This window comes from Fusobacterium sp. DD2 (assembly GCF_018205345.1).
Classification (GTDB): Bacteria; Fusobacteriota; Fusobacteriia; order Fusobacteriales; family Fusobacteriaceae; genus Fusobacterium_A.
The window spans coordinates 20,942-44,430 of record NZ_JADRHM010000012.1; the positions used below are offsets into that span (position 1 = coordinate 20,942).

The window sequence follows — 23,489 nt, forward strand, 5'->3', positions numbered from 1 at the left end:
TCTCACAGTACCTTTTTCCCTCCAGGTATATAAAAAGAGTCAGCGACTACCCCTAGCAACTGACTCTTTTTATTATACCCTTCACATTCTTTAAACATAAAAGTGGAGGATTATTATGAATGGGTAGTACGTCTTCCCTCGCACTGCCCATACTATCATTATACTTATATGTAATGTAACAAACAATAACATTTTTCCCAAAACTTTTTATTCTGCTTTTTTTAGCTCCTTCACTGCTCTTTTAAACTTTCTATATACATCCATTCTACTGCATTGCATTTCTTCAGCTATCCTTTCATAAGTATAGCCTTTTACTAATCTGTATCTGCATATAGCTCTCCAAGTTGGCGAAGGTAATTTTTCTATTTTCTCCATCAGATTAATACGGGCATTTATCAGATTACTTATTTTCTCCTCCTGATCCATAATCCATTTAATCTTAGAAGTCAGTCCGTTGTCAGTAGATACAGGCCCTTCACCTGTCAGTCCTTTAGTATACCGAATAGCTTTAAGTCCATCCAGAGTACTCTTCACCTCCTCTACAGCTTCTATGAGACTGCTGATTTCAACGTCGTATTCATATACCGATTTAAAATGCATCAGCATCTTCCCCCTTTTTTATACTTATCTATTCTAACTTTTAAACTATTAAGCAGTGCTTCCTGGACATCTCCTTTACACTCCAGCGCCTCCATCACATCATCGTCCCTGGTATTCTTAGTTACCAAATGATGTATGATAACTTTCTCCTGCTGTCCTTGTCTGTGTAATCTCTTATTGGCTTGCTGATATAACTCAAGACTCCAGTTTAATCCAAACCAAACAACGTGATTTCCTCCAGCTTGGAGATTCAACCCATAAGCTGCACTGGCAGGATGTGCAAGTAGTACATCTATTTTTCTATTATTCCAATCCTGCTGGTCTTGAACCGACTCCAATAATCTGACTTTTAAGTCTGTCTTTTTCAAGGCCTTTTGTAATTTTATAAGGTCGTGTTTAAAATTATAGAAAACTAAAGCCGGCTTGCCATTAAGCTCCTCCATAAGTTCTAAAAATCTATCAATTTTACAGTTGTGTATATCAACAATATTTTTATTGTCATCGTACAACGCACCATTCGCTAATTGCTGTAATTTATTAGACAGTGCTGCAGCATTGGCCACATTTATTTCCTGATCTGCTACCTCCAACACCATCTCTTTTTCAAGTTCATCATATGCTTTTTGTGCTTTGGTGTCTAAAACTACTGGAATCTTCTCGTAAGTTATATCAGGAAGTTCCAAATAGTCTTGTGCGCTCATTGATATGCATACATCTGATATTTTTCTTCTGATAGCTTCATCTGCTCCTGTTTTTGGTTCATAATTAAAAATTACCATCTGGTTACGTCTTCCTGGAACAAAATATCTTTCCCGATACCTTGAAATAGTCTTTTCTAATCTCGCACCTTGGTCAAGTAGATACATCTGTGCCCATAAATCCATGAGTCCATTCGGCGTGGGAGTTCCTGTCAATCCCACTATTCTTTTTATTTTTGGTCGTACGACTTTCAATGCCCGAAAACGTTTAGCCCGTGGATTCTTGAAGCTGCTCCACTCGTCCATAATTACCATGTCAAAGGGCCATTCAGTCTTGTAGTGCTCCACTAACCACACTACATTCTCACGATTGATAATATAAACATCTGCATTGACTGATAAAGCTTCAAGCCTTTTCTTTTCGCTACCAAGAACTAATGAAGTTCTTAATAATTTTAGATGGTCCCATTTTTCTACTTCATCTGACCATGTTGCCTCTGCCACCTTTTTAGGTGCTATAACTAAAACTTTACTGACTTCAAAACGATTATAAATTAAATCCTGTACAGCTGTAAGTGTAATAATAGTTTTACCCAGCCCCATATCAAGTAGCAGCCCCAACTTATCGTCATGGATCATACGCTCAATGCAATATTTCTGATAGTTATGTGGTTTAAATTCCAATTACATCACCTGCCAAGGTTTCAATAAAGTTGTCTATCTCTTCATAAGTTGCCAAAATATACACATCCACTCCGCATTTTCTTATTTTATTAATAACAGCTTTCTGAAGTTTTGAAAGATTATTCCTCTTATCTGGTGCTTTCAACTCCACAAATCTGACTTTTTTATTTAAAATTACTATCCTATCAGGTACTCCAGCTGTTCCCGGACTGGTCCATTTTATGCACAGGCCTCCCGAGTCCTTTACCTTTTTTTTCAAGTAATCTTCTATCTGCTTTTCTGAAATTCTCATTAGGTCCTCCTTCGCCCTTGTAAATATAAACCCTCTCTATATATATCTATATACAGGCGTATTAGGCGTATAGGTATTACTATATATTCCCCTATTATATCTATATTTATACTCTATATACATATTAGTTTACATAGTATACAAATTAATTTAAGACTGCTATAATTGATACTTACATGTATAAACTAATTTATAAACTAGTGCGTAAACTGGAGAAAAGGGTTTACATTTGCTTGGTTTACAAATTTACACGTCCGGTTTGCACTTTTTAAATCCTTTTTGTATGCCATAACTTCCAAATCTAGCTGTGCTTTTTATGCGCTCCCAGTCCTTTAGGTTAGACATGATGGCAGTAATCTCACGACTGTCCATAGGTTTTATGAATCTCTTATCATTTTTTAAAGCTTCTTCCCATATCTCAGCTACGCATACCCTATCACGTTCCACCCAGGTATCCTGAACACGCTCGTCATATTCATCAAGTATTAGCCTCCTTGTATACAGGTCCAGCTTGTACCAATTCTCTGGAAGTTTCTTATCCAGATAATCCAGGATTAAACCTTTTTTCATATTACCTTCTTTATGTTCTTCCTGTTCTATTCTAGCTAATTCACTTGCCTCTTCTCCTAATAATAGACTTATATCATTATCCAATGCCTTATTATATGCCTCAGCCCACAACTGTTCTACTTCGTCATCCAGGTCATCAAATATAGATTTTTTAGTTTTACCAGTAAATGCATCAATCGGCCAAAAACGTCTTCCTCCAGATTCATCATTTAAAAATTCAGCATCGTTCGAAGTCCCGATGAATACACATCTTCTTGGATATATATTAGTACGTCTTCCGTAAGCTTCACGGAATATATCTTCCTGCCTACTTAAAAACTGTTTAGCCGCGTTCTTCTCTGACTTCCTCAATCCTGTTAGTTCTCCAACCTCTACGATCCAACTCCCTTGGATAATCTCACATGCTTCTTTACCCTCAAAGGTTACCAACGAATCATTGTACCAGTTTCCACCAAGTTTCCGTAAGAATGTTGATTTACCTTTACCCTGAGGTCCTATTACTACGGGCATGGTATCCCACTTGATACTCTTATTTGATACAGCTCTTTTTACAGCTGCAATCATTGTTTTCTCAGCAACTTCACGGGTATAAGCATTATCTGCACATCCTAAATAATCCACAAACATAGTTGGAAGTCTTTCAACTCCGTCCCACGCAAGTGATTTCAGATACTCCTCCACAGAGTTTCTTGCGTTGTTCTTAGCTGTAAGATTTACTGCGTCCTCGATTTTGCTTTTTCCTGTTATATCAAAAATCTTTTCAAGATACCAACGTATACCAGCATCATCAGTATCTGTCCATAATCTCTCTTCGGTGTTATTATCCCAAGGTAATGCACCTTCAACCATCATTCTATTGGAGAAGGTATCGGTGAATATTTTACCCTTTAATTCAGGAGAGTTTGCCAATATGATTAATAAATTAGGAAGTGTAGGAGCAACTGTTCCATCAGCTCCAGCATCTAACTGTTTCATCCATTCAGTATCGTGTACAACCTCTCCTTCTTGTACCACTTCAGCTGTATCAATCCCGCCGTTTATAAACTCCATACTCTCAGCAAATTCCTCTTGCGCTGTTTTTATATTCTCAACTAATAAGTCATCTGCCACATTTGTATTCTTTCTTATGAAGTCCATGGTAGCCTTCCAGCTTGGCAAACGATTAACTGGAGTATTCGGATCTGCTTCCTCATCAAGATGTCCAAATTTGTGCAGCCTTAATAAATCAAAAGAGTTAACTAACTTCTGTGAGCATGGATCCGTTGCGTGATGAGAGTATAAAAATAAACCGTCACCATAGATTACAGCTCCAGCTGATGTGGATCCACCTGAATAAGTTAGTCTGTCAGGTATATCAGTTTCTGTATACGCATCAGGTAGGAATTCAGCTATAGTCTCTCTTATGTCGTATCTTCGGCAAAATGCTCCAATCAATCCGGATTTTTCAGTTGGATTCTCTTGTTTTTTCAGCATATTCTCGTAAAGCTTTTCACATCCAGGAATTACTGACCAAGAAGTTATATCTTTCCAATCTGCGTACATTTTTAAAATACCCTTACCATCTACCATAGGCTTATCTTCGTAAGTAAAAACATAATCAGAGTCTTTGGAATGGCTCGGCCAATACATTAACCGATCCGCTTGGAAAGTAGTTGGGTCACAATACTTTATTCCTATTATTTCAGCAATTTTTCTTGCTATTGGCTCATACTCATCTGGAGTAACATCATAAGCCAATGGAAGTATTACTCTCAATCTTGGCTTAATTTTGCTGTGCTTTCTAGTACTATAGACTGCATATCCACAACCTAGTGCATTTAAAGTTTTCAGGACTGCAGTATCATCTCCCAGACACATATTATCCATATCTAAAGTTATTAAGCTTCTTGAGTGTACGGCTTCTTTAATTCTGTTAGGGCCTGATAAGTTACCCCCGACAAATCCGCCCACATCTTTCAGATTGTCCTGGTCTTTTTTAGAAAGACGCATATAAGTTGTAATTGTTTCTTCTGTAACTATAGGTTTGCTTATTCTATCCACAAAACTTGCCCAGCTCATTTCAATAGTTTTCCAGCTCTTGCTGAATCTGTTAGTAGCTAGTGCTAGTTTCAGCAGTCTATTATTTACCATATTTTTTATGTCCTCCTTAATCACATAATGGTGCTGCAGGCATTAGTACAAATTCATATATACCATCAGATTGATTTTCTTCTGCATATACAAATTGGCTCGATGTAGTGAAGTACAATCTTATATTTCTACATTTTTTTACTCGTTCCATGTACTTGAGTATATATTTATTTGTGAATGAAATCTTAAGTGGCCGTGTCGATGCACATAAGACTTCAACTGGTCCTTCAATTATTTTAGTGTTTTCATCATTCACAGCCTCCAGTGCTCCTCCTGATCTGTCTACACATAATCTAACTATGCCGGACACTTTTGAAAATTCTTTTAGTACCTTTATGAATCCGTCCGGTTGGATATCCATATAGTCTGTATAATTTGCTTTTGCTTTCTCCAGCTAATCCAACTTTAATACCGGGCAGTCTATAGATGTTTTTATAGTTGTAAAAATACTATTTTCTTTCATTAGTTCAATTGTTATATCTTTATCTACTGTAATCTTAATCCACTCAGGATTTATCACTTTAATTGCTTTTACTATTCTATAATGAATACTTATATCAGTATCGAAGTAAAAACCATGATACCATGCCAGTCTGTAACCATCACTTGTGTACATTCCTTTATATCCTAAAACTATATTTCCTGCTGCTCTGACAGTGTCTACGGCTTTTCTATTCTCAGCAATATCGACTAAAGTATATAATTTTTTCAGTTCTGATTTATTTAAGATTTTTGATTCCATTATTCTCTCCCTTCAAGCTCCAATCCCCATCAATTCGGCCTGTATTATTTCGCCAGTTCGATAGGTAAGTACTGACAATTAATTCACAACTAAATCCCCTATACTCAGCTATTAACATGTAAAGTCTTAATATCTCCATTAAATACTTAAATCTATCATTTATAGGAGCATACAATGTCTTCTTCAATTGGAAAACAAGTTCCATTATCAATTTGTATTTATCTTCTTTTTTTAAGTAATCGACTTCCTGATATAGTACTGCATCCTGGCGTCTCCATAATTCAAGTAAATCATTAACTGGTGTCATGTTAAATTTATTAAATAGCTGGAGTATAAAAAATAATATGTCAGCAAATTCTTTTACCTCATCATCATATGAATACTCTTTCTCCTTCCAATTCTTAAAATTTAAAGCCTCTGGAACTTCCTTAAGCCATTCCTGAAGTTCGTCATCAAGTCCTAAGATTATATCTTTAGTATCTCGTTTTCGTGGAGTAAATCCGTTATTCCGCTCTGATTCTATTATTATTTCTAAATCACTTTGTAATTTAAGTAATCCTATAAATGTCATTTTTTACCTCCTAACACTATAAAAATGGAAAGTCCTCATCGTCCCAGCTATCATTATTAGTTTGAGCTATTTCCTTATTTTTAGGGCTTAATAATTCTATCGCTTCAACTACAACACTGTAAGTTATTCTGGTTTCATCTTTGATTTTATATCTTCCCATCTGTAACCTTCCACTTACACCAACACGATCTCCTTTATGGACATATTTCTTTATAATATCCGCCTTAACTCCAAAAGCTACACACTTTATAAAATCAGCTTCGTCTGTTTTAAAAGGCCTATTTACAGCAATTGAAAATTTACAATAGTCAGATCCACTTTGTGACATATTAAACTCTGGATCCCAAGTAAGTCTCCCGATTAAATTTACATTATTCAATTTCATTCCTCCTCAGTAACTTATCTATTTCCTTTTTTTCTACGAAGCTACACACTAAATCAATTATTTTAGTGGTAGCATAGAAACAGCAAAAGAAATAATAAATTTCAATCTCATTCACACCTAATTTAAAACCTGTATAATAAATTAGGGCATTAACAAGCGCTCCAACGATAGCTGCTTGATTTGCTACTTTATCCAGTCTTGCATAAAACTCTGTTCTGTTATTTGCTTTTCTACCTGTAATTGCATCATCTACTAGAGTACTGTAAGCTACGAAGTATGCTCTGGTAATAGCGTTTAATGCATTACTTAGTAAGATAAGTACTAATCCAAATTCTAAATTCCAAAGTAATATTATATAGGCAAATACTGTTGTCACTGTTTCAATACATTGGATAGTCAAGTACTTATGATTTAAAAATTGAATCTTATGGTGTGCCAGTTGCTCCTGTAATTTACATCTATATAAATCAGATAAGTAATTAACTAACTTCAGTATGCTAGTCCATAGAGGTAAGGCAAACACACCGAGTAGCAAATATAACACGGCTCCAGAACATGCCGTATTAAAGCTAGTTATTGCGCAATTTGTTTTTATTATTGTGAATAGTTGCTTATATCTTTTATCCATTTAATCCTTCCATCATAATAAGATAGCCCCTAATACTCCACATGCAATAAGGGCTATTGCGAGTATTACTAGGCTTCCTAACCCATTGCGCCACATCTCCAAGAAAAAATCGAAAGCACAGACTAAAGCGTAACCAATTTCAAATACAACTACTCCTATAAATATTCCAATTAAGAATTTCATCACCATTCTACTGATCCCCCTCTTCAGGTTCAAACTTTGAAAAAATTAATCTATATGTTTTATCAGTAAGTTTACGTATTTTCTCATCCATAAACCAAAACATTTTTTCAAATAGATCATTTATCATTTCTGCAACTGCTGCAATCACAGCTATCTCGATTAGGAATATAATTAAATAAAAAGCATTAATTTTTCCAGTTGTTTTCTTGTAGTATTTCAGATACATTGTCATACCTTTATAGTTTTGTTTATTAATATCTTTGAAGCATATACAAATAAAAAAAATTCTTAAGATAATCATTATTAGTATAATAAGTTGCCATATTTTCATGCTTAATCCTCCCTATATGGTGGTAGTAATCTATTAGTTTACTACCACCTAACCATTTTATTTAGTAGTAAATCCTGCTATTTCAGTAACTTTGTAGGTCTTACCTGATATCCAGCATCGTGATAATAATTCAGTACTAACTCGAGTTCATCTATATCATCACATTCTTCAACAACATAGTAATCTCCATAACTTTTTACAAAACTAAGTACAACTTCATCAGTAAAGAAATGGTCCTGCTGCTTTATACATGTGTATCCTTTTTGAGTTTCTCTCTCAATTATTGATTCGGCATTACTTTTAACTGTTTTTATTTGCCTCATGCCTATTCAACTCCCTGGATTAGCTTTAAGATTTGGCTCTTCACTTCATCAAAGTTAAGCACATATCCAGACTTTAAAACTGAAGTTACACAATCTGAGCCTTTTAACATATCCAATTTTATTTCTTTTTCAGCTATAAATATTTCAGCGCATTGGTTCAGGTTGAAAATTCTCAAATTTCCATTCATAAAAATACATTTCAGTAACATTTTGCTCCTCCTATAATAGAAAATATTTCAGTGCAGCGGCTGCAAGAACAACCGCATACACTTGATAAAAATTTAAGTTTATATCATTCACATAGCATAAGTAACAAATCAGATATGTGAGTGCAATAATAAATATCAGGTATTCCATATACATCAATCTCCTAAACTTTCTTATATGGTTTCTGTCTTATTTGAATGATAAAACGTCCTGTATTCTCTTCTTAGCATCCTCTAATCTACCAGTCATTATGCATTCAAATACTTCGTTAAGGGCTAATGCTTGTCCACCTTGCATATCCTCGGCTATTCCATACATAACGCTAAACCAGCTCTTACCATATTCTTTTTCAAATTCTTCTCTGAAGTTTTCAGCCATGATGAGCTCTTCTCTCCAATAATCTGTATTTAAAATCATATTTATATATTCCTGTGCCTTCTGATAGTCTATAGCTCCTGCTTTCTTTTCTGCTCTGACTAAGTATTTTATTACAGTTCCTAGCTTCCAAGCAGTTCTACCTTTACAGTCTTTAATAGTGAATTCAATTACATCTCCAGCAGTCAACCCGTTAGCTAGTACATAATGGCTTGGTTTAACAGGATCATCGCAATTTTTAATTTTTTCAACAGATTTAACATCATTTTTAATAGTTTTAACGGTTTTTTCTTCGGATTTAACGTTTTTTATATCTTTTTCAACAGCTTTTTCTTCCATTTTAAGCTCCTCTACTTTTCTGTTTTTGTTTTGTTTTTCCAGATCATCAAGTTCCTTCATATCGTTTTTAAAAATCTTTTCCAAAAATTCTTCTCCCTTTGATTTTTTTGGTTTTGTTTTAACCATTTCAAAATCCTTGTCTAAGGTTCTTCCTTTCTCAAACTTTCTTCCCATATTTGCCTCCCAACTTTTAATCATTTCTTCTTTAAACATGATATCTCTTGCTAGATAGCACATATACTTGACTGATAGGTCTATTATCTTCGCAAGTTCTTCTTCTTTCTTTCTTTTAATAAAATAAGGATATAACCTATTATCACTTAGTAGGCTAATCAGTTTAGCCCACACGGATATACTTCCCATAAATCCAGCTGGTAATCTTTGTGCTCGGTCATCCTTACTTTCAGGAATAGGATTCCCAAAAGCTGGAGCACACACAGACACATAATTAACCATCAGTGCAGAGATATATGGAGTTACTTCAACATCGTCATCATCTGAATCCGGATATAACTCCTCGTATAATTTATCAGTCAGGTTTTTAACTCTGCCAATTAAGCCGCGATAGTAAGGATTTAAGTATCCATCGTGTTCTTTTATTTCTTTATCCCAGATAGCTTTGTGTTTTCCAGTCACTACACTTAAATTCATTAAATGAGTTCTTGCTTCTAGTTCCTGAACCTCTGCTTGTGATGGTATAGGTGCTGGTTTAACTTTTTTTGTTTCATTTATTTTTATTTCTCTAGGCTTACGGGGTTTGATTTTTCGCACCATAATCTCCTCCTAATCCTTCATATAATAGTTACCGGTAAATCCGGCAGCGTTTAATACTAATCCTGGAGCCCATTCAACAGGCTGACTCATGAGGTTAACAACATCATCCAGTTTTACAGTGTCAGGCACATCTAAAATAACTTCATCATGTACATGGAATACAATATCCCACTTTTTATCTTTTAACCTTTTTAAAGTAACAGCCAGACAGTCCCGAGCTATAGCTTGCACAACGTTCTCCACAAGCTTTCCACCATACATATCAATCTGTTCCCACTTTTTCGTATTTTGATTTACTCCATAATAACAAAACTGTTGTCCGAATTTTCCTTCGTGTAGGGAAGGCTTTGGATAATATAATTTCCGTCCTGATGGAAGCTCAACAGTTAAAAATATTTGACCAGTAGGAAGATTAACTTCTTTTTTTAAAACTAGGCACTTAAGATTTACAGTTGTACCATTCTCAACTACATCCAGCGCAGCATTTTCAAGGTCATACCACAGTTGCACTATATTAGGTGAACTCTTTCTCCAGAGATTAACAATGTCTTTAAGTTCTGAATCTGTTAGACCCATTTTATCGGCTCCCATTGCTTTTAATGCTCCAACAGATCCTTGATACCCTAATGCCAGTTCTGCTACTTTTCCTTTTGCCCTCAAAGCATAATTCTCATGCCCTTTTACAATTGTATTCAGTGGGACATTAAACATTTGGGCAGCTGATGCTTCATAGATTTTCCCGTGGGACTTGAAAACTTCCATCCGCCACTTTTCTCCAGCTAGCCAAGCTATTACACGGGCTTCAATTGCGCTGAAGTCAGATACAACAAACACATGCCCAGTGGATGGAATGAAAGCTGTACGAATTAGTTGTGACAAGGTGTCAGGAACATTCCCGTATATCATTTCAATTCCTTTATAGTCCGCTTTTTCTATAAGATGTCTTGCCATGTCCAGGGTCTCGATGTAATTTCTAGGTAGGTTCTGTACCTGTACCAGTCTTCCAGCCCATCTACCAGTCCGGTTAGCGCCGTAGAACTGCAGCAGCCCACGAATTCTATTATCTTCACAGATTGCATCCGCCATGGCTTGATATTTTTTTACGGATGTTTTGGCAAGCTCTTGTCTGATCTCCAGTGCTCTCCTTACATCTCCATCTAATTTATCTTGAAGTAGGGCTTTAACAGTTGCTTTCCTTAGGTTGTCCACCTCTTCTCCTTTTCCATTCAGCCAGTTAATCATTTGCTGTGTAGAATTTGGATTCTCTAGTCCAGTTAACCGTTTTGCCTCTTCCATCAACTCAGATTTACTCATGTCATCAATCATCAAAGCACCTCTTACAAGGTCTGTGTCTATTTTGACTCCTCTGGCATTCATTTCTGTGTTCATATGCCACTGTTCCCATTCGCTATCAGGAACTGGAAAAGGTGCAAGTGTCTTAGCTATTTCCATCTCCGTTACAACGTCCTGCACACAGTACTCTTTAAATAGATCCCACTTCTCTGGCTCGTGTTCGGGAAGATTTCTCGTTCTCTTTCCATTGCTCTTAGTAGGTTTACAAGGTATAGAAAAATATCTAATCAACGCAAGTCCTGTATTTAGCTTCTGTTTATCTTCTGCTAATCCTAGTGCCTTACCAGTTGCACCCAGTCCTGCACAATATCCGCAATACAGCCCGTGAATCATAGTACACTGCCATTGTTCTAATGGTGTTTCGTATCCTGCCTGATTCAGACACCACCATTCAAATGCAGCGTTATAAGCATGTTTTACATAGCTTTCATCTTTCAGGAAGTTAAGTACCTCCGTTGGAATCTTTTCTCCTTGTGCAAGATCTACTATCTGTACTTCGTTATTATCAATACTGTAGGCGAATAATAGGATTTCAAAATCATCAGATAACGCATATTTATATGCTCCTGCGCTTTTAATGTCAATGCTGCTGTAGGTTTCTATATCTATGTTTAAATGATGTAGCATTCATATTCCTCCTCTTAATAAAGAAAGGGCAGTATTTAAACTGCCCTTAAAGTTATGCTTTTATAATCTCTCCTGTGATAGGGTCAATCTCAACAGATGAGAATTCGTTTTCAGCTTTGATTCCTGCGCTTGATAATGGTTCTCCGTCGGCAAGCTTTTGTATGTTTCCAAGACCGCATCCTATCCCTTTTTTGCCGCCTACGGCATATGGGAAGAAGTTTATTGTTACTCTAGCATACATTCCACTGTATACTTCTGTTTGGTCGATTATTGGGTTGCATAGATTGTCTACTATGCCAGGTTTTCTATCAGCTTTTGAGCTTGCAGTTATAACCCAATGACCTTTACATTCCTCACCATATTCCATCCCATCACTTGGTCTTGTCCCGTCACCGTCATGTAGTGGGTTGGCAACCTTTGGTGGTCTCTTTCCGCCCCATTGCTTTTGTTCTCCCTGTTTAGTTGCTTCCTCTATTGCGCTTTGAATTTTACCCATGGTAACTGTGTCTGATTTAGGTATTAAAATAGTAGTGCTAAATTTAGCTTCCTGCCCTTCAGTAGGCGCGTAAGGTTCAAACAAATGTACATAACTTAAACGTACTTTCCCGGTCATAATTCTAGTATCTGCCATATTCAATTCCTCCTATTTATTTACAGCTGAGAATTCATCAACTGCATTAATCACATTACTAATAGCTTGTCTTTTATCTGACACAGCTACCAAAGTTGGTTTACCTGGATTCTTGATAATTAAATCACCAACTAAATCATTGAACGGTTTTTTCCCAATGACCTTCTCCATCTGAGCAAGTGTCAAAGTTGTTCTTTTATAAAGTAGTGCTTCATCAATTCCATTCGAAGTAAGCACTTTTATAGCATCATCTGTATTTTTAAATTCTCTTACTGATCTTCCATTAACTGCCTTCCATCCTGGAACCTCTTTTCCATTCAGGCACTCTTGTAATGCCCAGTCTTGTAGTCCCTTAATCCAGTCTTGAAGTTGTTTCCCTTGTTCAAGTATCGCCCCAACTTCTTCTGGTGTAAGCTCTGGTGGTTTTCTGAATTCAAATTTAGCTAGCTCCATATTCTTATCGGCTAGTGCCCTACATGTTGCTTTAGCTTTACAGAATTTACAGTGTTCGCCTGGATTAAATTCTCCTTCTCCTTTTACCGCTAGTGCTGCTTTTTTCTTAGCCTCTTCTGCAAATTGGAGTAAATATTCTAGGTCGCATTCCCAAGTTTCAATATTGCCAATACGAGGTTGCACAATGCTCATCTTTATGTGTTTTATATCGTAAAATAGATTTATAGACAGCCATGCTCCTAATGCATATAGAAGCATTTGCTTATTCTCCACAGGACTTACCTCAACACCTTTACCATATTTGAAATCAATTACTTGAAGTGTTTGACCTCCTACCAGAAGGCAGTCAGCAGTTCCAAAACCATCAGGAACGTAGTCGGCAAATTTAATCTTTTGCTCCACTGCCACAAATGGATTAGTGTAAGCATATACCTGTTCCATTACAAAATCAGTATAAGTTTCTGCGTGATCCAGCATTTCCTTGTCATAAAGACGGTGTTTTTTAAGTTTTTCAATTTCACTATTGCATTGCTTTTCTGTTATTTTGCCTAATAGAGATAGAAGTTTATTCTCACATACTGCGTGGGCAACAGTCCCTTCCAGTGCGAAATCACTAGTTTCATTAGGCATGTCCTTTGTCAGTAATACAGAAGGTGGACAGGCCATCCACCTTTCTGCACTTGAAGGACCTAGGAGCGCGTGAGCCATTACGCATCAGCTCCTAACGCTTTAAGTTCTTCCGCTACCTGACCCAACTGTTCTCCTTCTAGTTTAGTTAGTGCTGCAACATTGTACTTTACAAGAATCTCTTTCACGATTTCTCTTGTCTTATCTCCGCCTAATTTTGCCATAAGTTGTTGAGCCATCTTCTGTAAGTCCTCTACGCTATAAGCTTTGGATACTGTAGGTATTATAGGTGTTACCGGTTTAGATTCTACTGTTGGAGCCTTTAAATCTGCTTCTACTTTCTGTGCTGGTACTATAGTCTTGTGTTCTTCTGTATGTACTTCCAAGTCAGTAGGTTTAGATATTTCCGATACCTTTATCTTTTCAATATCTAATAAGGTTCTTAATTCAGCTTTTACTTCTCCAGCAGTGATTCCAGTTATTTCGATTTTAATCATTTATAAATCCTCCTTTTTAGTATTTTCTATTTTCAATTGATATGTATCTAACAACTCAATAAGTACTAACTTATAATGTTCCCAATCTTTTTCTTCTTTCGCAAATTCAGGGATTGCGGCTAAACTTGTTCCGACTCCTATGAATACCATCATGTTTTTACCTGATATTTCTTCGGTACAAATATTTCACATTATTTCAATTAAAGACTTAACAAAATTTACTGCTTCCTTAGAAGTTGTTACTTCAAATCCTCCAAATGTGAATTCCATACTAATTTTCCTCCTCTTTAAATATCAATTCATGATCTGATAACACTAAGACATTCAGCATCTTAACTACTAATTTAAGCACTTCATCACTGGCAAGTTCCTTTTCAGTGCCCCAGCTAAGACAGTTGCAAGGTGTGCCATTCAAATAAAGTGAATTGTTATATATTTCATCGCAGTTCAGAAATATTCCATTGTTATAAGTAAAACTATAAAATTCAGCCAGATCTTCCCGAGTTACTTCGATTACTTTTTTCGCTTTCATTTTTATCCTCCAAATGGTATAATTAAAGTGTGTTATTTGCTACGAGCCTGATTGCTTCCCCAAGCAGAAGGCTCATTTTTTTATTACTGATTTTGTGATTTTACAGTCCTCATCTAAGTACCCTATAAATTCATTCACGAAGGATTCACTGTACCCTAGTTTTTCTGATATGGCATGAAGCATAATATTCCTAAATTCTTTTGCTTGATTGTCAGTGGATTCTATGTCGCCACCCGCTCCAAAATTTACATTGAGAGTCCCGTCTTTAACTAGAATGGTAAGTTTTAATTCTGTTTTAAATTCCTTTTTCATTTCATGTGTCTTATTCACATATATCCTCCTCCAGTTGCATATTTTGTATTTCACCAATCATGTCCAGTAATGTATCTTCTGTAGTTTTTAGTAGGTCTCCAGTCATCAGATAGTATGCGTTTGGATCCGCCCCGATGCTAAAGTATCCCTTCCAGGTATTAGTCTTACGGTCTATGCTCCAGTCACTAATAATCCCAGAGTCTTCAAATGTTAAGATAGCATTTACTGTTCTCATAATTTTTAATCCTTCCATTTTTAATCCTCCTTTGATTTTATATCGCTTATAAGTTGACTCCATTCGATTGATGTGGATGGGCGTCTGATTAAGTCGAGAGTCGCAGTCTTAAACTCGTGGAGTATCTTATCACCTGCAGCTCCATCACAGCGTTCCATCCAGCTAAAAAATTCTTTTCTAGATATGGCCAGTTCATTAAATATCAAATATTCATATAAAAAACTAAATATGTGCTCTTTCAATCTGAAGATATTAACGCCATTTTCTAATAAATTTAGGTCAATCTCAGAGTAATTAAAATACCAATTCATGCCATCTTTTTGCACATTTTCGTGCCTGAATCCCAGTTTCAGCATTGCCCCTTTAAACGTCCCGTTAGTTATGTAGAATCCATCTCTAGATCTTTCGAATACGTGTTTTAAGCCATAAGAATGGTGCTGCCTATTCATATTATGCGTTTTGCCTAACTGACTACACCAATCTAGCAATATCGCCTTTTCCTCACAGTTTAAGTATTCAAAATCTTGAGGGTCATCATGATTAACCCCTTCTGGATATTCGGGTATAATATCATAGCCTTTTGAGGTATTAGAATTTTTATATCTCATTTTTTTTATTTCCCCCTTCCTATTTCAAGTCTTCAGCAATTTGCCAGGCAAGTGCCAAGGCTTCATTAAAGTCATCGGCACTGTAAGTAAATATTTCTCCTCTTATGTTTACTTGCCATCTTCCGTCTGATAATTGTTTCATTCAAGTCCCTCCTTCCTAAGTGATTTCAAGTTCTTAGACTTCAACTGCTTTTACAGCATATTTTTTTTCAATTTCATCTTTTAGGTCTTCCCACAATTCAATACTTTCTATTCTGAATTGCATGCCAGGGTGCTCATTTTTCAATTTAGTTAGATACTCTTCTGCTTTTTTTCCGTCCTGAAAACCCATTAAACAGTGTGTCACATATCCATAATCCGATAGAATTATATAGATCATTTTTAATCCTCCTTTTTAAGTTTCAAATGGTCTAGAAGTGCTTCCTTTAGCACATAATATGTATTCCGTTTTTCTCCCAACACACAAAGACTTATATCTGCTAACCAGCGATTTTCTGTGCTGCCCCGATGAGCTCGACACAGCATTTCTTTAAATGTGTCGGCAGGAATGTTAATTATTTCAGCGGCTTCTTTTATGCTTATTATTGTCGCTTTCATCTAGTCACCTTCCTATCTTTCAATCATTGGAACTATTCCTTGGCCTTTTAGAAATTCATATAAGAATAATCTTCCTTTTTGTGTCCAATACATGTGAGTTGCTACTCCCTGAGTTCCGTCAGGTCTGTTGTAGTTTTGAGTTTTGGTCTGTGTGTATCCATAGCTTGCATACTTTTGATATAAGAACCAAACTCCTGACTGCTTAAACTGCACTCCTAACTCATGTAGCTTTTTATTAAAGGTCATAGCGCTCATTCCATAGTCTTTAGCTATCTCAGTTACTGACAGCAAATCTTTACATTGTAATATCAAGTCATAATAAGTTGCCTTTGGTTTCAGCTCCTGGATCTGCTGGTCTTTTATTTTGTTGTCAAGTTTCAAAGTTTCAATTTCATTTTTATAAGAATCAAGCATTCTATTTGAAATTTGAGTAGCTCTCACTAAAATCATTTCAGGACTATTCCAAGCCTCTTCACATTTGATAAAATATTCTCTTGCCTGTTTGCCCTTTTCATTTCTTTGAATCATTGATATTTCTTTCGCCATTGCTATTTTCAAAAAGTGTTCAATGTAAGTAGTTTCGTTACCTTGAGCTGTTAGTCTTTTTTGACTAATAGCTATATAATCTATATTTTCAGAAAAACCATATTCACGCATTCTTTCAAACCATTTAGAATATTGTGTCCCAACTTCTAAAAATGCGTGTAATTCTCTACCGCTTACTAGCTGTTCTCCGTTTTTTTCCTCGATTTTAATTAATTGATTCATTCAATCACTCTCCTTAATTCTTTTTCTTGAGTTTCCTCAAGTTAGTTGGCAAAAAAAATATAAGTCAACCTCGTCATTTGATATATTAAGTATCTCCTTTAACTTACAAGCTTCTTCAACTGTCATATATTCACCTTTTACGTCATTAATTTTCTTATTGAATGTAGAAGGGTTGATACCTAATAATCTTGCAGTTGCCTCTTGTGTTAAATTTTGCTCCTTTAATTTAGCCTTCAATTTAAGCACATTAATCATGTCCTCACCTCGTTTTTATTCTTTCTTGAGTTTCCTCAAGTAAGTTAATCATAACATTTAAAAAATTCTTTGTCAACGGCTTTTTTGAAAATACTCAAAAAATATTATAAAATCGCATAAAAAAACTTGCATATTTGCAAGTTTTATAATATAATTATTATGAGGGAATGAGATCATAAAGGAGGAATTATGAAGGTCAACGAGTTGATTAGACACAGGCGAAAACAGCTAGGTTTAACACTAAAAGATGTGGCCAAGGAGTTGGGAGTTTCTGAGAGTTTAATTTCAAGATACGAATCCAATGACGTCAAAAATATGGGAATCGATAAAATAGTACCATTAGCAAAAGTACTAAAATGTTCCCCAAAATATCTGATGGGTTGGGATGCAGATCCTGAGGATGGACACTCAAAATTATTAAACAAAGCAATTGACAAGATTAAATCTTTAGGACTAGGAATCGAGGAAATTAATCAATCTGGAAACTACATAATCACAAAAGATGGTATGGAGGTGAGAACACTGCATGAGCAGGACATAATAGATCTTTACAATAAAAAAGGTGACACACTTGAATTGTTAGACTTTAAACCTGCTTCACAGCGTTTCAGATGGGTTGCAAGAAACGCAAGAAAGATGTCAGATGATGATTTACAACTATTACAGAATCTAATGAGAAGAGCTTTCAATGACATCGATTTTGACGATGACGACGATTAGGAGGAACTGATATTGATTTACTCATTCAATCCTGATTATCGAGGGGCCACACAGTTGGCCCACTTGATAATTACGATAATGCACAATGATACTTTACCAATTGACATTGATGGTATCATAAAAAAATTCTCTGATATTAAGACTATGAGTTTTAAAAAATTCAGTAAAAAAATGGGGATGACTTACCAACAAATAGCTGAGAATTTCGGTTCTGCTGAGGCATTTACTATTTATGATGATCTTTTGAAAAAATATCTGATAGTTTATAACGAAACATTAGATGAGAGATCTCAAAGATGGTGTAAAGGGCATGAATTAGGTCACATATTAATGATGCATCTTGAAAAGGAGGACTACGATATAATCCACTATAATAGTGGCCAACATCCGTATGAAAAGGAGGCCAATGCATTTGCGAAAAATTTATTATGCCCATTCCCTGTGATAACAGCATTAAAAGAAATAAAAGGAGATGATGTAATAAACCCTTTTAACATTTCAGAAATATTCAATATAAATTTAAAGCCGGCAACATATATCTATAATCATTACAGTAAACTATATTACGCACCAAAAGATAAATTTATAGAAGGCCAGTTTAAAGATTATATTGAAAATCACTATATTGGTGTTTTCGGTCTTTTAATGGAGAAGATAGACGAGAATCATCATGAATTGTATAATTAATTAACAATTAATAAAAAAGCCCTCCAGCACTGTTGCCGCAGTACTGGAAGGCAGGTGAGTGTGATACATAATATACCACGTTTTGCATATGTATATTTTACCACACTCTTTATTTTAACACAATAAAAAAGGAGTTGGTGAGCTATGAGAAATCCGAACGGATTTGGATGCGTTTATAAATTCAATCCTAAATTTAAAAAATTAAGAAAACCCTGGGTGGCAAAAGCAAGTGTAAATATTCAGGGTGAACGACAGAAACAAAAGACAATTGGCTATTATGCCACAAAAGCTGAGGCACTGGAAGCACTTATCGCATATCAGAAGGATCCTGCTATGCTGGACAACGCAAAGATTACAGTGGATGATGTTTATAAGCTATATATGAAAGAACAGGAAATGAAGGTATCAGAAAGCAGATATAAAAATATTGGATACCAGTACAACCATTTTGAACCTATCAAAAATCTTCCGATTACTTCTTTGACACCTATGCAGCTGCAAGCATTTATGGATGGGATAAAACGTAGTACAGCAACTAAGAGTATGTGTAAGAGTATTCTTAAAGGAATTTATAAACAGGCTATGAAAATGCAGATAGTAACAGAGGATCCAACCAATTTGCTGGAGATAGGAAAGCACGAAGATGTAATACAAAGAAAAGTATTTTCATACAAAGAAAGGGAGTATTTATGGAATAACTTAGACACTCCAATTGCTAAACACCTGATAGTGTTGATATACACAGGAATGAGAATACAGGAGTATCTGAAATTAAGACTGAAAGACTATGATCAGACTGAGAACACAATCAGGACCGGAAGTAAAACCGAAGCAGGAAAGAACAGACTAATCCCAGTCCATTCTAAAATAAGAACATTACTACTTAATATTCTGATTAATAGAGAGAATGAAGTATCGTATGCTATCTTCAGACGACGTTTAATAGCCTTTTGTAAGGATAACAATACAATTATGCAGGAACATACCATACATGATACCCGTCACACGTTTGCAAGCATGTTAAGTGCTGCCGGAGCAAATGAAGTGGCTGTGACTCGTATCATAGGTCATACAGATATTGCTACTACGAATAAAGTATATGTACATAAAGAACTGGAGGATTTAAAAAATGCTGTTGAATTGCTTAATTAAATAATCTCTTCGGTAATCTTATGGTAATCTTACGGAGAAGTATTTAAGGGCAATCTTACAAGTATCTAACAGATTTATCTAAAATAATACAGTAACAAAAAATGAAAAAAGCTAGTAGAATAGGGCATTTGCTCTATACCTACTAGCTTCTCTACTATATAAAACATCTTGGGGAAAGATTTTATGCTCTTATAGTAACATCTAAATGTGACGCCCATGTGATATTTTTCAGAAAAATATAATTTATTTAAATTTATTTTAGATTAGTGAAATTATTTTTCAAAAATACAATTTATAAAATAAATTTATCTATATTTTCTTCCTGAATTTCATCCTTAAATATCTTTCTTATATACTTAGGATCTATAACAATTTTCTTAGGCTCATCATATGGAGCTTCATACATAACCTCTCTCAATATTTCCTCAACAATAGTTGCGAGTCTTCTTGCTCCTATATTTTCTATCTTATCATTCATCTCAGCAGTAAGTTCAGCAATCTTTTCAATTCCTGCCTTTGTAAATGAAAGATCCACGTTATCAGTTGCAAGCATAGCTTTGTATTGATCTAAAAGACTATATTCTACATCTGTTAATATTTTTATAAAATCTTTTTTCTCAAGTTTTTTAAGTTTTACTCTAATTGGAAATCTTCCTTGAAGTTCTGGCATCAAATCAGATGGTGAACTTTGAGAAAATGCTCCTGCTGCAATAAAAAGAATATGCTCAGTTTTTACAGGGCCATATTTAGTCATTACAGTAGTTCCCTCTACTATTGGTAAAATATCTCTTTGTACACCTTGACGAGACACATCTCCCTTACTGTTTCCGTCAGACTCAGCTATCTTATCTATCTCATCTATAAATATAATTCCATTACTTTCAACATTTTCTATAGCATCTTGAACTAAAGTATCATAATCAAGCTTTTTCTCCATCTCTTCTTCTAAGAATATTGAGATTGCTTTTTTTACTGTTGTATAAAGTTTCTTATTTTTTCCAGCTAAGTTTGCCATCTGATCTAAGAAACTGTCAAAGGCGTTTTCATCGTCTCCACCAGACACTACCTCTACCATTGGAAAATCAAGGTCTTTTCTTACAGCTTCTATCTCTATTTCCATATCGTCGCATTTTCCACTTTTTATTTTTTCCTTAGCCTCTTCAAATTTCTTATCTGAAATCTTATCCAGTGGATTTATTATCTTTGCAACTTTTTCAATTACTGAATCATATACTGTCTCTTTTAGCTCTTCAAATTTTGCATCTTTCATCTTTGTAATAGTAACTGCTAGCAGATCCTTTATAATGCTTTCTACATCTTTTCCAACATACCCAACTTCAGTATATTTTGTAGCTTCCACTTTAATAAAAGGTGCATCTGCGATTTTTGCTATTCTTCTTGCTATCTCTGTCTTTCCCACTCCAGTTGATCCAATCAAAATGATATTTTTAGGAGTTATCTCCCTTCTCATATTTTCATCTTCTATCATTTTTCTTCTATCTCTGTTACGTAGAGATATAGCAACATTTTTCTTAGCCTCATCCTGAGATACAATGTATTTATCTAATTCTTCTACAATTTTTTTAGGTGTTAAATGTTTATTTATCTCCATAATTTTCTCCTTCTTGAATCTATTCATTCAAAACTATTATTTTCTTCTCTCTATTTTTCTCTACATATATTATACCATTATAAGATAATTTAAATTATTCATCAAACAATAGCATATTTTACATCAAAAATCAATATTTTACTACCCTATATAATAACACAAAAAAGGGATTCTTCATACAGAATCCCTTCTAAAATTATCTATCTACTTTACAAACTACCTGAACCTTTTTGAATCTGGCTCCTATTTTAAAAATAATTGCAAATAAAATACTTGGGAAAACCCATGCAAGTCCATAATCTTCTAAAGGAAGAACTGCATATATAGCTTCCATTGCAGCTATAATTTCAGCTACAAGATCACTATTTTGAAGTACTCCTATACTTGGAGCAAATCCCACTGTCATTTCAATAAATCCAACTATTCCTGCACCTATTACTCCACCAATAAACACTGCTCTTTCTTCTATATGCTTTCTAAAGAAGTTTAAGAAGATAAGCACAATAGCTATTGGATATAGGAATGTAAGAATTGGAGCTGCTATCTTAACAATACTGTCTACACCAAAAGTAGCAAAGGCAAAGCTCACTGCCACATTTACAATTACAACTTTTTTATAGCTTACTTTAAGCATGTTCTTGAAATAATCTCCGACTGTTGCTGTAAGTCCAATTGCTGTAGTCAGACATGCTCCAGCTACACAGATACCAAGAATTGCATTTCCTTTTACTCCTAAAAGCTGTCTTACTATTGCATTTAGAAGCTGTGTAGTTCCATGATTTTCAAGTACTCCTGTCGCAGTAGCACCAATATATAATATTCCACAATACACTATTGCAAGTCCACATACTGCTATTCCACTTGCCTTTAATAAAAATGTAAACTGTTCTTTTCTACTAAGTTTGTTTTTTGAATTGATACTCTTTAAAATGATACTTGCAAATATTATTGCAGCTAAAGTATCCATAGTCTGATATCCGCTGTAAAATCCAAATCTGAAATTGTTAACTGTATTTAGATCTGCTATCTCTCCCATTGGAGTCATAACTCCCTTACAGATTATTATAGCAAGAACTATTAGCAGAATAGGTGTCAGTATCTTTCCTATTCTTTCAATTACACTACTTTCCTTTAAGCAGAAAAGCAGAACAAATCCAAAATATATAATTAAAAATAGATATTTTATCCAATGATTGTCAGCAACTACATGTGGTGTTACCATGATTTCAAAGGCAGTTGCTCCTGTTCTCGGTATAGCAAGACAAGGACCTATAGCCAAAATCAAAACTGTATTAAATATTTTACTGAACATTGGTGATACCTTATCTGAAAAGTGATCCAGTTTGGTTCCAGCAAATCCAGAAGCGATTATTCCCATGAGCGGAAAACCAATCCCTGTAATGCAAAATCCTAAAGCTGCCAGCTTCCAACTGTCTCCCACTGCATAACCAACTGATGGTGGAAATATTAAGTTTCCAGCTCCAAATAGCATTGCAAATAGGGCAAATCCCGTCAATACAACATCTTTTGTCTTATAAATTGTTCTCACTTCCTTTTTTCCTTTGATTTACTTATCTCCTCTATGCACTATACCAATTTTTTATACATATAAGATTGATAAATTATACCACCTTTTACTGACCCAGTCAATCCCAAAATCATATAAATTGATATTTTATGGCCGTTTTCAATATCTTTCATACATAATTAACACTTCATATAAAATAGTCCTAAATTTTTGTACTGAAATTTAATATTTTTTTGTCTTTTTCAATTTATATACACCAATAAATTTTTTTATTTCATTTTTCTCTTGAAAAGCCTTTCATATTTAAAGGTTATTTCTCTCTCTTATAGTGAACTACTCACCACCTAAAGAGGTGAGAGCTTCGTAATTACTCATCAGAGTAATTCTAAAGAAGTTTGATAGTTAAGCTATCCTTATTCTTGCAGGTGTGTCCACTACACCCCTACTGTATAGGACTTCTAAA

The 23,489-nt window shown here is 35.0% G+C and carries 32 protein-coding genes; 3 read left to right on the top strand and 29 right to left on the bottom strand.

Features of this window, described 5'->3' with window-relative positions; translation table 11 throughout:
* Window positions 1-207: 207 nt before the first annotated feature.
* From IX290_RS03155 to IX290_RS03280, 27 genes are all read right to left on the bottom strand, one after another.
* Complete coding sequence (locus IX290_RS03155; RefSeq protein WP_211491753.1) at window positions 208-600, bottom strand: sigma factor-like helix-turn-helix DNA-binding protein; 393 nt, start codon at window positions 598-600, stop codon at window positions 208-210.
* Window positions 600-1,982, bottom strand: coding sequence for a DEAD/DEAH box helicase (locus IX290_RS03160; protein ID WP_211491754.1), 1,383 nt, complete (start codon window positions 1,980-1,982; stop codon window positions 600-602). The genes IX290_RS03155 and IX290_RS03160 overlap by 1 nt, the downstream gene beginning before the upstream one ends.
* Window positions 1,972-2,274, bottom strand: coding sequence for a VRR-NUC domain-containing protein (locus IX290_RS03165; protein ID WP_211491755.1), 303 nt, complete (start codon window positions 2,272-2,274; stop codon window positions 1,972-1,974). The genes IX290_RS03160 and IX290_RS03165 overlap by 11 nt, the downstream gene beginning before the upstream one ends.
* A 246-nt stretch (window positions 2,275-2,520) precedes the next feature.
* Window positions 2,521-4,974: a virulence-associated E family protein gene (locus IX290_RS03170; RefSeq protein WP_211491756.1), complete on the bottom strand. Its 2,454-nt coding sequence runs from the start codon at window positions 4,972-4,974 to the stop codon at window positions 2,521-2,523.
* Between the two features lie 16 nt (window positions 4,975-4,990).
* Window positions 4,991-5,335 (bottom strand): hypothetical protein, encoded by a 345-nt coding sequence (locus IX290_RS03175; protein ID WP_211491757.1) that lies wholly within the window; start codon window positions 5,333-5,335, stop codon window positions 4,991-4,993.
* Window positions 5,336-5,368: 33 nt separating this feature from the next.
* Window positions 5,369-5,716 carry a hypothetical protein gene (locus IX290_RS03180; protein ID WP_211491758.1) on the bottom strand — a complete coding sequence of 116 codons (348 nt, stop codon included), beginning with the start codon at window positions 5,714-5,716 and terminating at the stop codon, window positions 5,369-5,371.
* The gene (locus tag IX290_RS03185) at window positions 5,694-6,287 is read right to left on the bottom strand and encodes a dUTP diphosphatase (protein WP_211491759.1); all 594 of its coding nucleotides are present in this window, start codon (window positions 6,285-6,287) and stop codon (window positions 5,694-5,696) included. Before IX290_RS03185 ends, IX290_RS03180 begins: the two co-directional genes overlap by 23 nt.
* A 16-nt stretch (window positions 6,288-6,303) precedes the next feature.
* A complete protein-coding gene (locus IX290_RS03190; protein ID WP_211491760.1) occupies window positions 6,304-6,666 on the bottom strand; it encodes a single-stranded DNA-binding protein in 363 nt (120 codons plus the stop codon).
* Window positions 6,659-7,195, bottom strand: a complete 537-nt coding sequence (locus tag IX290_RS03195) for a hypothetical protein (protein ID WP_211491761.1) — start codon at window positions 7,193-7,195, stop codon at window positions 6,659-6,661. The genes IX290_RS03190 and IX290_RS03195 overlap by 8 nt, the downstream gene beginning before the upstream one ends.
* Before the next feature lie 117 nt (window positions 7,196-7,312).
* Complete coding sequence (locus tag IX290_RS03200; protein WP_211491762.1) at window positions 7,313-7,489, bottom strand: hypothetical protein; 177 nt, start codon at window positions 7,487-7,489, stop codon at window positions 7,313-7,315.
* A gap of 1 nt (window position 7,490) precedes the next feature.
* Entirely contained in the window at window positions 7,491-7,814 is a 324-nt protein-coding gene (locus IX290_RS03205; RefSeq protein ID WP_211491763.1) for a hypothetical protein, read from the bottom strand.
* 77 nt (window positions 7,815-7,891) lie between these two features.
* On the bottom strand, window positions 7,892-8,137 hold the full coding sequence (locus IX290_RS03210; RefSeq protein ID WP_211491764.1) for a hypothetical protein: 246 nt from the start codon (window positions 8,135-8,137) through the stop codon (window positions 7,892-7,894).
* A gap of 2 nt (window positions 8,138-8,139) precedes the next feature.
* On the bottom strand, window positions 8,140-8,346 hold the full coding sequence (locus IX290_RS03215) for a hypothetical protein (RefSeq protein WP_211491765.1): 207 nt from the start codon (window positions 8,344-8,346) through the stop codon (window positions 8,140-8,142).
* 187 nt (window positions 8,347-8,533) lie between these two features.
* On the bottom strand, window positions 8,534-9,832 hold the full coding sequence (locus IX290_RS03220; RefSeq protein ID WP_211491766.1) for a DUF3310 domain-containing protein: 1,299 nt from the start codon (window positions 9,830-9,832) through the stop codon (window positions 8,534-8,536).
* Window positions 9,833-9,841: 9 nt separating this feature from the next.
* Window positions 9,842-11,812, bottom strand: coding sequence for a DNA polymerase (locus IX290_RS03225; RefSeq protein ID WP_211491767.1), 1,971 nt, complete (start codon window positions 11,810-11,812; stop codon window positions 9,842-9,844).
* A gap of 52 nt (window positions 11,813-11,864) precedes the next feature.
* A complete protein-coding gene (locus IX290_RS03230; protein WP_211491768.1) occupies window positions 11,865-12,443 on the bottom strand; it encodes a DUF2815 family protein in 579 nt (192 codons plus the stop codon).
* A gap of 12 nt (window positions 12,444-12,455) precedes the next feature.
* Window positions 12,456-13,604 carry a DUF2800 domain-containing protein gene (locus IX290_RS03235; protein ID WP_211491769.1) on the bottom strand — a complete coding sequence of 383 codons (1,149 nt, stop codon included), beginning with the start codon at window positions 13,602-13,604 and terminating at the stop codon, window positions 12,456-12,458.
* Window positions 13,604-14,020, bottom strand: coding sequence for a hypothetical protein (locus IX290_RS03240; RefSeq protein WP_211491770.1), 417 nt, complete (start codon window positions 14,018-14,020; stop codon window positions 13,604-13,606). Before IX290_RS03240 ends, IX290_RS03235 begins: the two co-directional genes overlap by 1 nt.
* 271 nt (window positions 14,021-14,291) lie before the next feature.
* Window positions 14,292-14,552, bottom strand: coding sequence for a hypothetical protein (locus tag IX290_RS03245; RefSeq protein ID WP_211491771.1), 261 nt, complete (start codon window positions 14,550-14,552; stop codon window positions 14,292-14,294).
* A gap of 72 nt (window positions 14,553-14,624) precedes the next feature.
* Complete coding sequence (locus IX290_RS03250; RefSeq protein ID WP_211491772.1) at window positions 14,625-14,882, bottom strand: hypothetical protein; 258 nt, start codon at window positions 14,880-14,882, stop codon at window positions 14,625-14,627.
* Window positions 14,875-15,117 (bottom strand): hypothetical protein, encoded by a 243-nt coding sequence (locus tag IX290_RS03255; protein WP_211491773.1) that lies wholly within the window; start codon window positions 15,115-15,117, stop codon window positions 14,875-14,877. Before IX290_RS03255 ends, IX290_RS03250 begins: the two co-directional genes overlap by 8 nt.
* Before the next feature lie 2 nt (window positions 15,118-15,119).
* The gene (locus tag IX290_RS03260) at window positions 15,120-15,707 is read right to left on the bottom strand and encodes a hypothetical protein (RefSeq protein WP_211491774.1); all 588 of its coding nucleotides are present in this window, start codon (window positions 15,705-15,707) and stop codon (window positions 15,120-15,122) included.
* Window positions 15,708-15,726: 19 nt separating this feature from the next.
* Complete coding sequence (locus tag IX290_RS11740) at window positions 15,727-15,849, bottom strand: hypothetical protein (RefSeq protein ID WP_256436430.1); 123 nt, start codon at window positions 15,847-15,849, stop codon at window positions 15,727-15,729.
* 33 nt (window positions 15,850-15,882) lie between these two features.
* A complete protein-coding gene (locus IX290_RS03265; protein WP_211491775.1) occupies window positions 15,883-16,086 on the bottom strand; it encodes a hypothetical protein in 204 nt (67 codons plus the stop codon).
* A gap of 2 nt (window positions 16,087-16,088) precedes the next feature.
* Window positions 16,089-16,304 (bottom strand): hypothetical protein, encoded by a 216-nt coding sequence (locus tag IX290_RS03270; RefSeq protein WP_211491776.1) that lies wholly within the window; start codon window positions 16,302-16,304, stop codon window positions 16,089-16,091.
* A 12-nt stretch (window positions 16,305-16,316) separates the two neighbouring features.
* Window positions 16,317-17,072 carry a phage antirepressor KilAC domain-containing protein gene (locus tag IX290_RS03275; protein WP_211491777.1) on the bottom strand — a complete coding sequence of 252 codons (756 nt, stop codon included), beginning with the start codon at window positions 17,070-17,072 and terminating at the stop codon, window positions 16,317-16,319.
* 36 nt (window positions 17,073-17,108) lie between these two features.
* Window positions 17,109-17,327: a helix-turn-helix transcriptional regulator gene (locus IX290_RS03280; RefSeq protein ID WP_211491778.1), complete on the bottom strand. Its 219-nt coding sequence runs from the start codon at window positions 17,325-17,327 to the stop codon at window positions 17,109-17,111.
* 189 nt (window positions 17,328-17,516) lie between these two features.
* Between IX290_RS03280 and IX290_RS03285 the strand changes: the two genes are divergently transcribed.
* The 3 genes from IX290_RS03285 to IX290_RS03295 all read left to right on the top strand — a co-directional run bounded on the left by IX290_RS03285 (window position 17,517) and on the right by IX290_RS03295 (window position 19,886).
* On the top strand, window positions 17,517-18,047 hold the full coding sequence (locus tag IX290_RS03285) for a helix-turn-helix transcriptional regulator (RefSeq protein WP_211491779.1): 531 nt from the start codon (window positions 17,517-17,519) through the stop codon (window positions 18,045-18,047).
* Window positions 18,048-18,101: 54 nt separating this feature from the next.
* Window positions 18,102-18,734, top strand: coding sequence for an ImmA/IrrE family metallo-endopeptidase (locus tag IX290_RS03290; RefSeq protein WP_211491780.1), 633 nt, complete (start codon window positions 18,102-18,104; stop codon window positions 18,732-18,734).
* 144 nt (window positions 18,735-18,878) lie between these two features.
* Complete coding sequence (locus tag IX290_RS03295; RefSeq protein ID WP_211491781.1) at window positions 18,879-19,886, top strand: tyrosine-type recombinase/integrase; 1,008 nt, start codon at window positions 18,879-18,881, stop codon at window positions 19,884-19,886.
* Between the two features lie 292 nt (window positions 19,887-20,178).
* Here the strand turns inward: IX290_RS03295 and hslU are convergent, their stop codons facing one another.
* The gene (hslU, locus tag IX290_RS03300) at window positions 20,179-21,498 is read right to left on the bottom strand and encodes an ATP-dependent protease ATPase subunit HslU (protein ID WP_249168827.1); all 1,320 of its coding nucleotides are present in this window, start codon (window positions 21,496-21,498) and stop codon (window positions 20,179-20,181) included.
* A 196-nt stretch (window positions 21,499-21,694) separates the two neighbouring features.
* Entirely contained in the window at window positions 21,695-23,038 is a 1,344-nt protein-coding gene (gene brnQ, locus IX290_RS03305) for a branched-chain amino acid transport system II carrier protein (protein ID WP_211491787.1), read from the bottom strand.
* Between the last annotated feature and the right edge of the window lie 451 nt (window positions 23,039-23,489).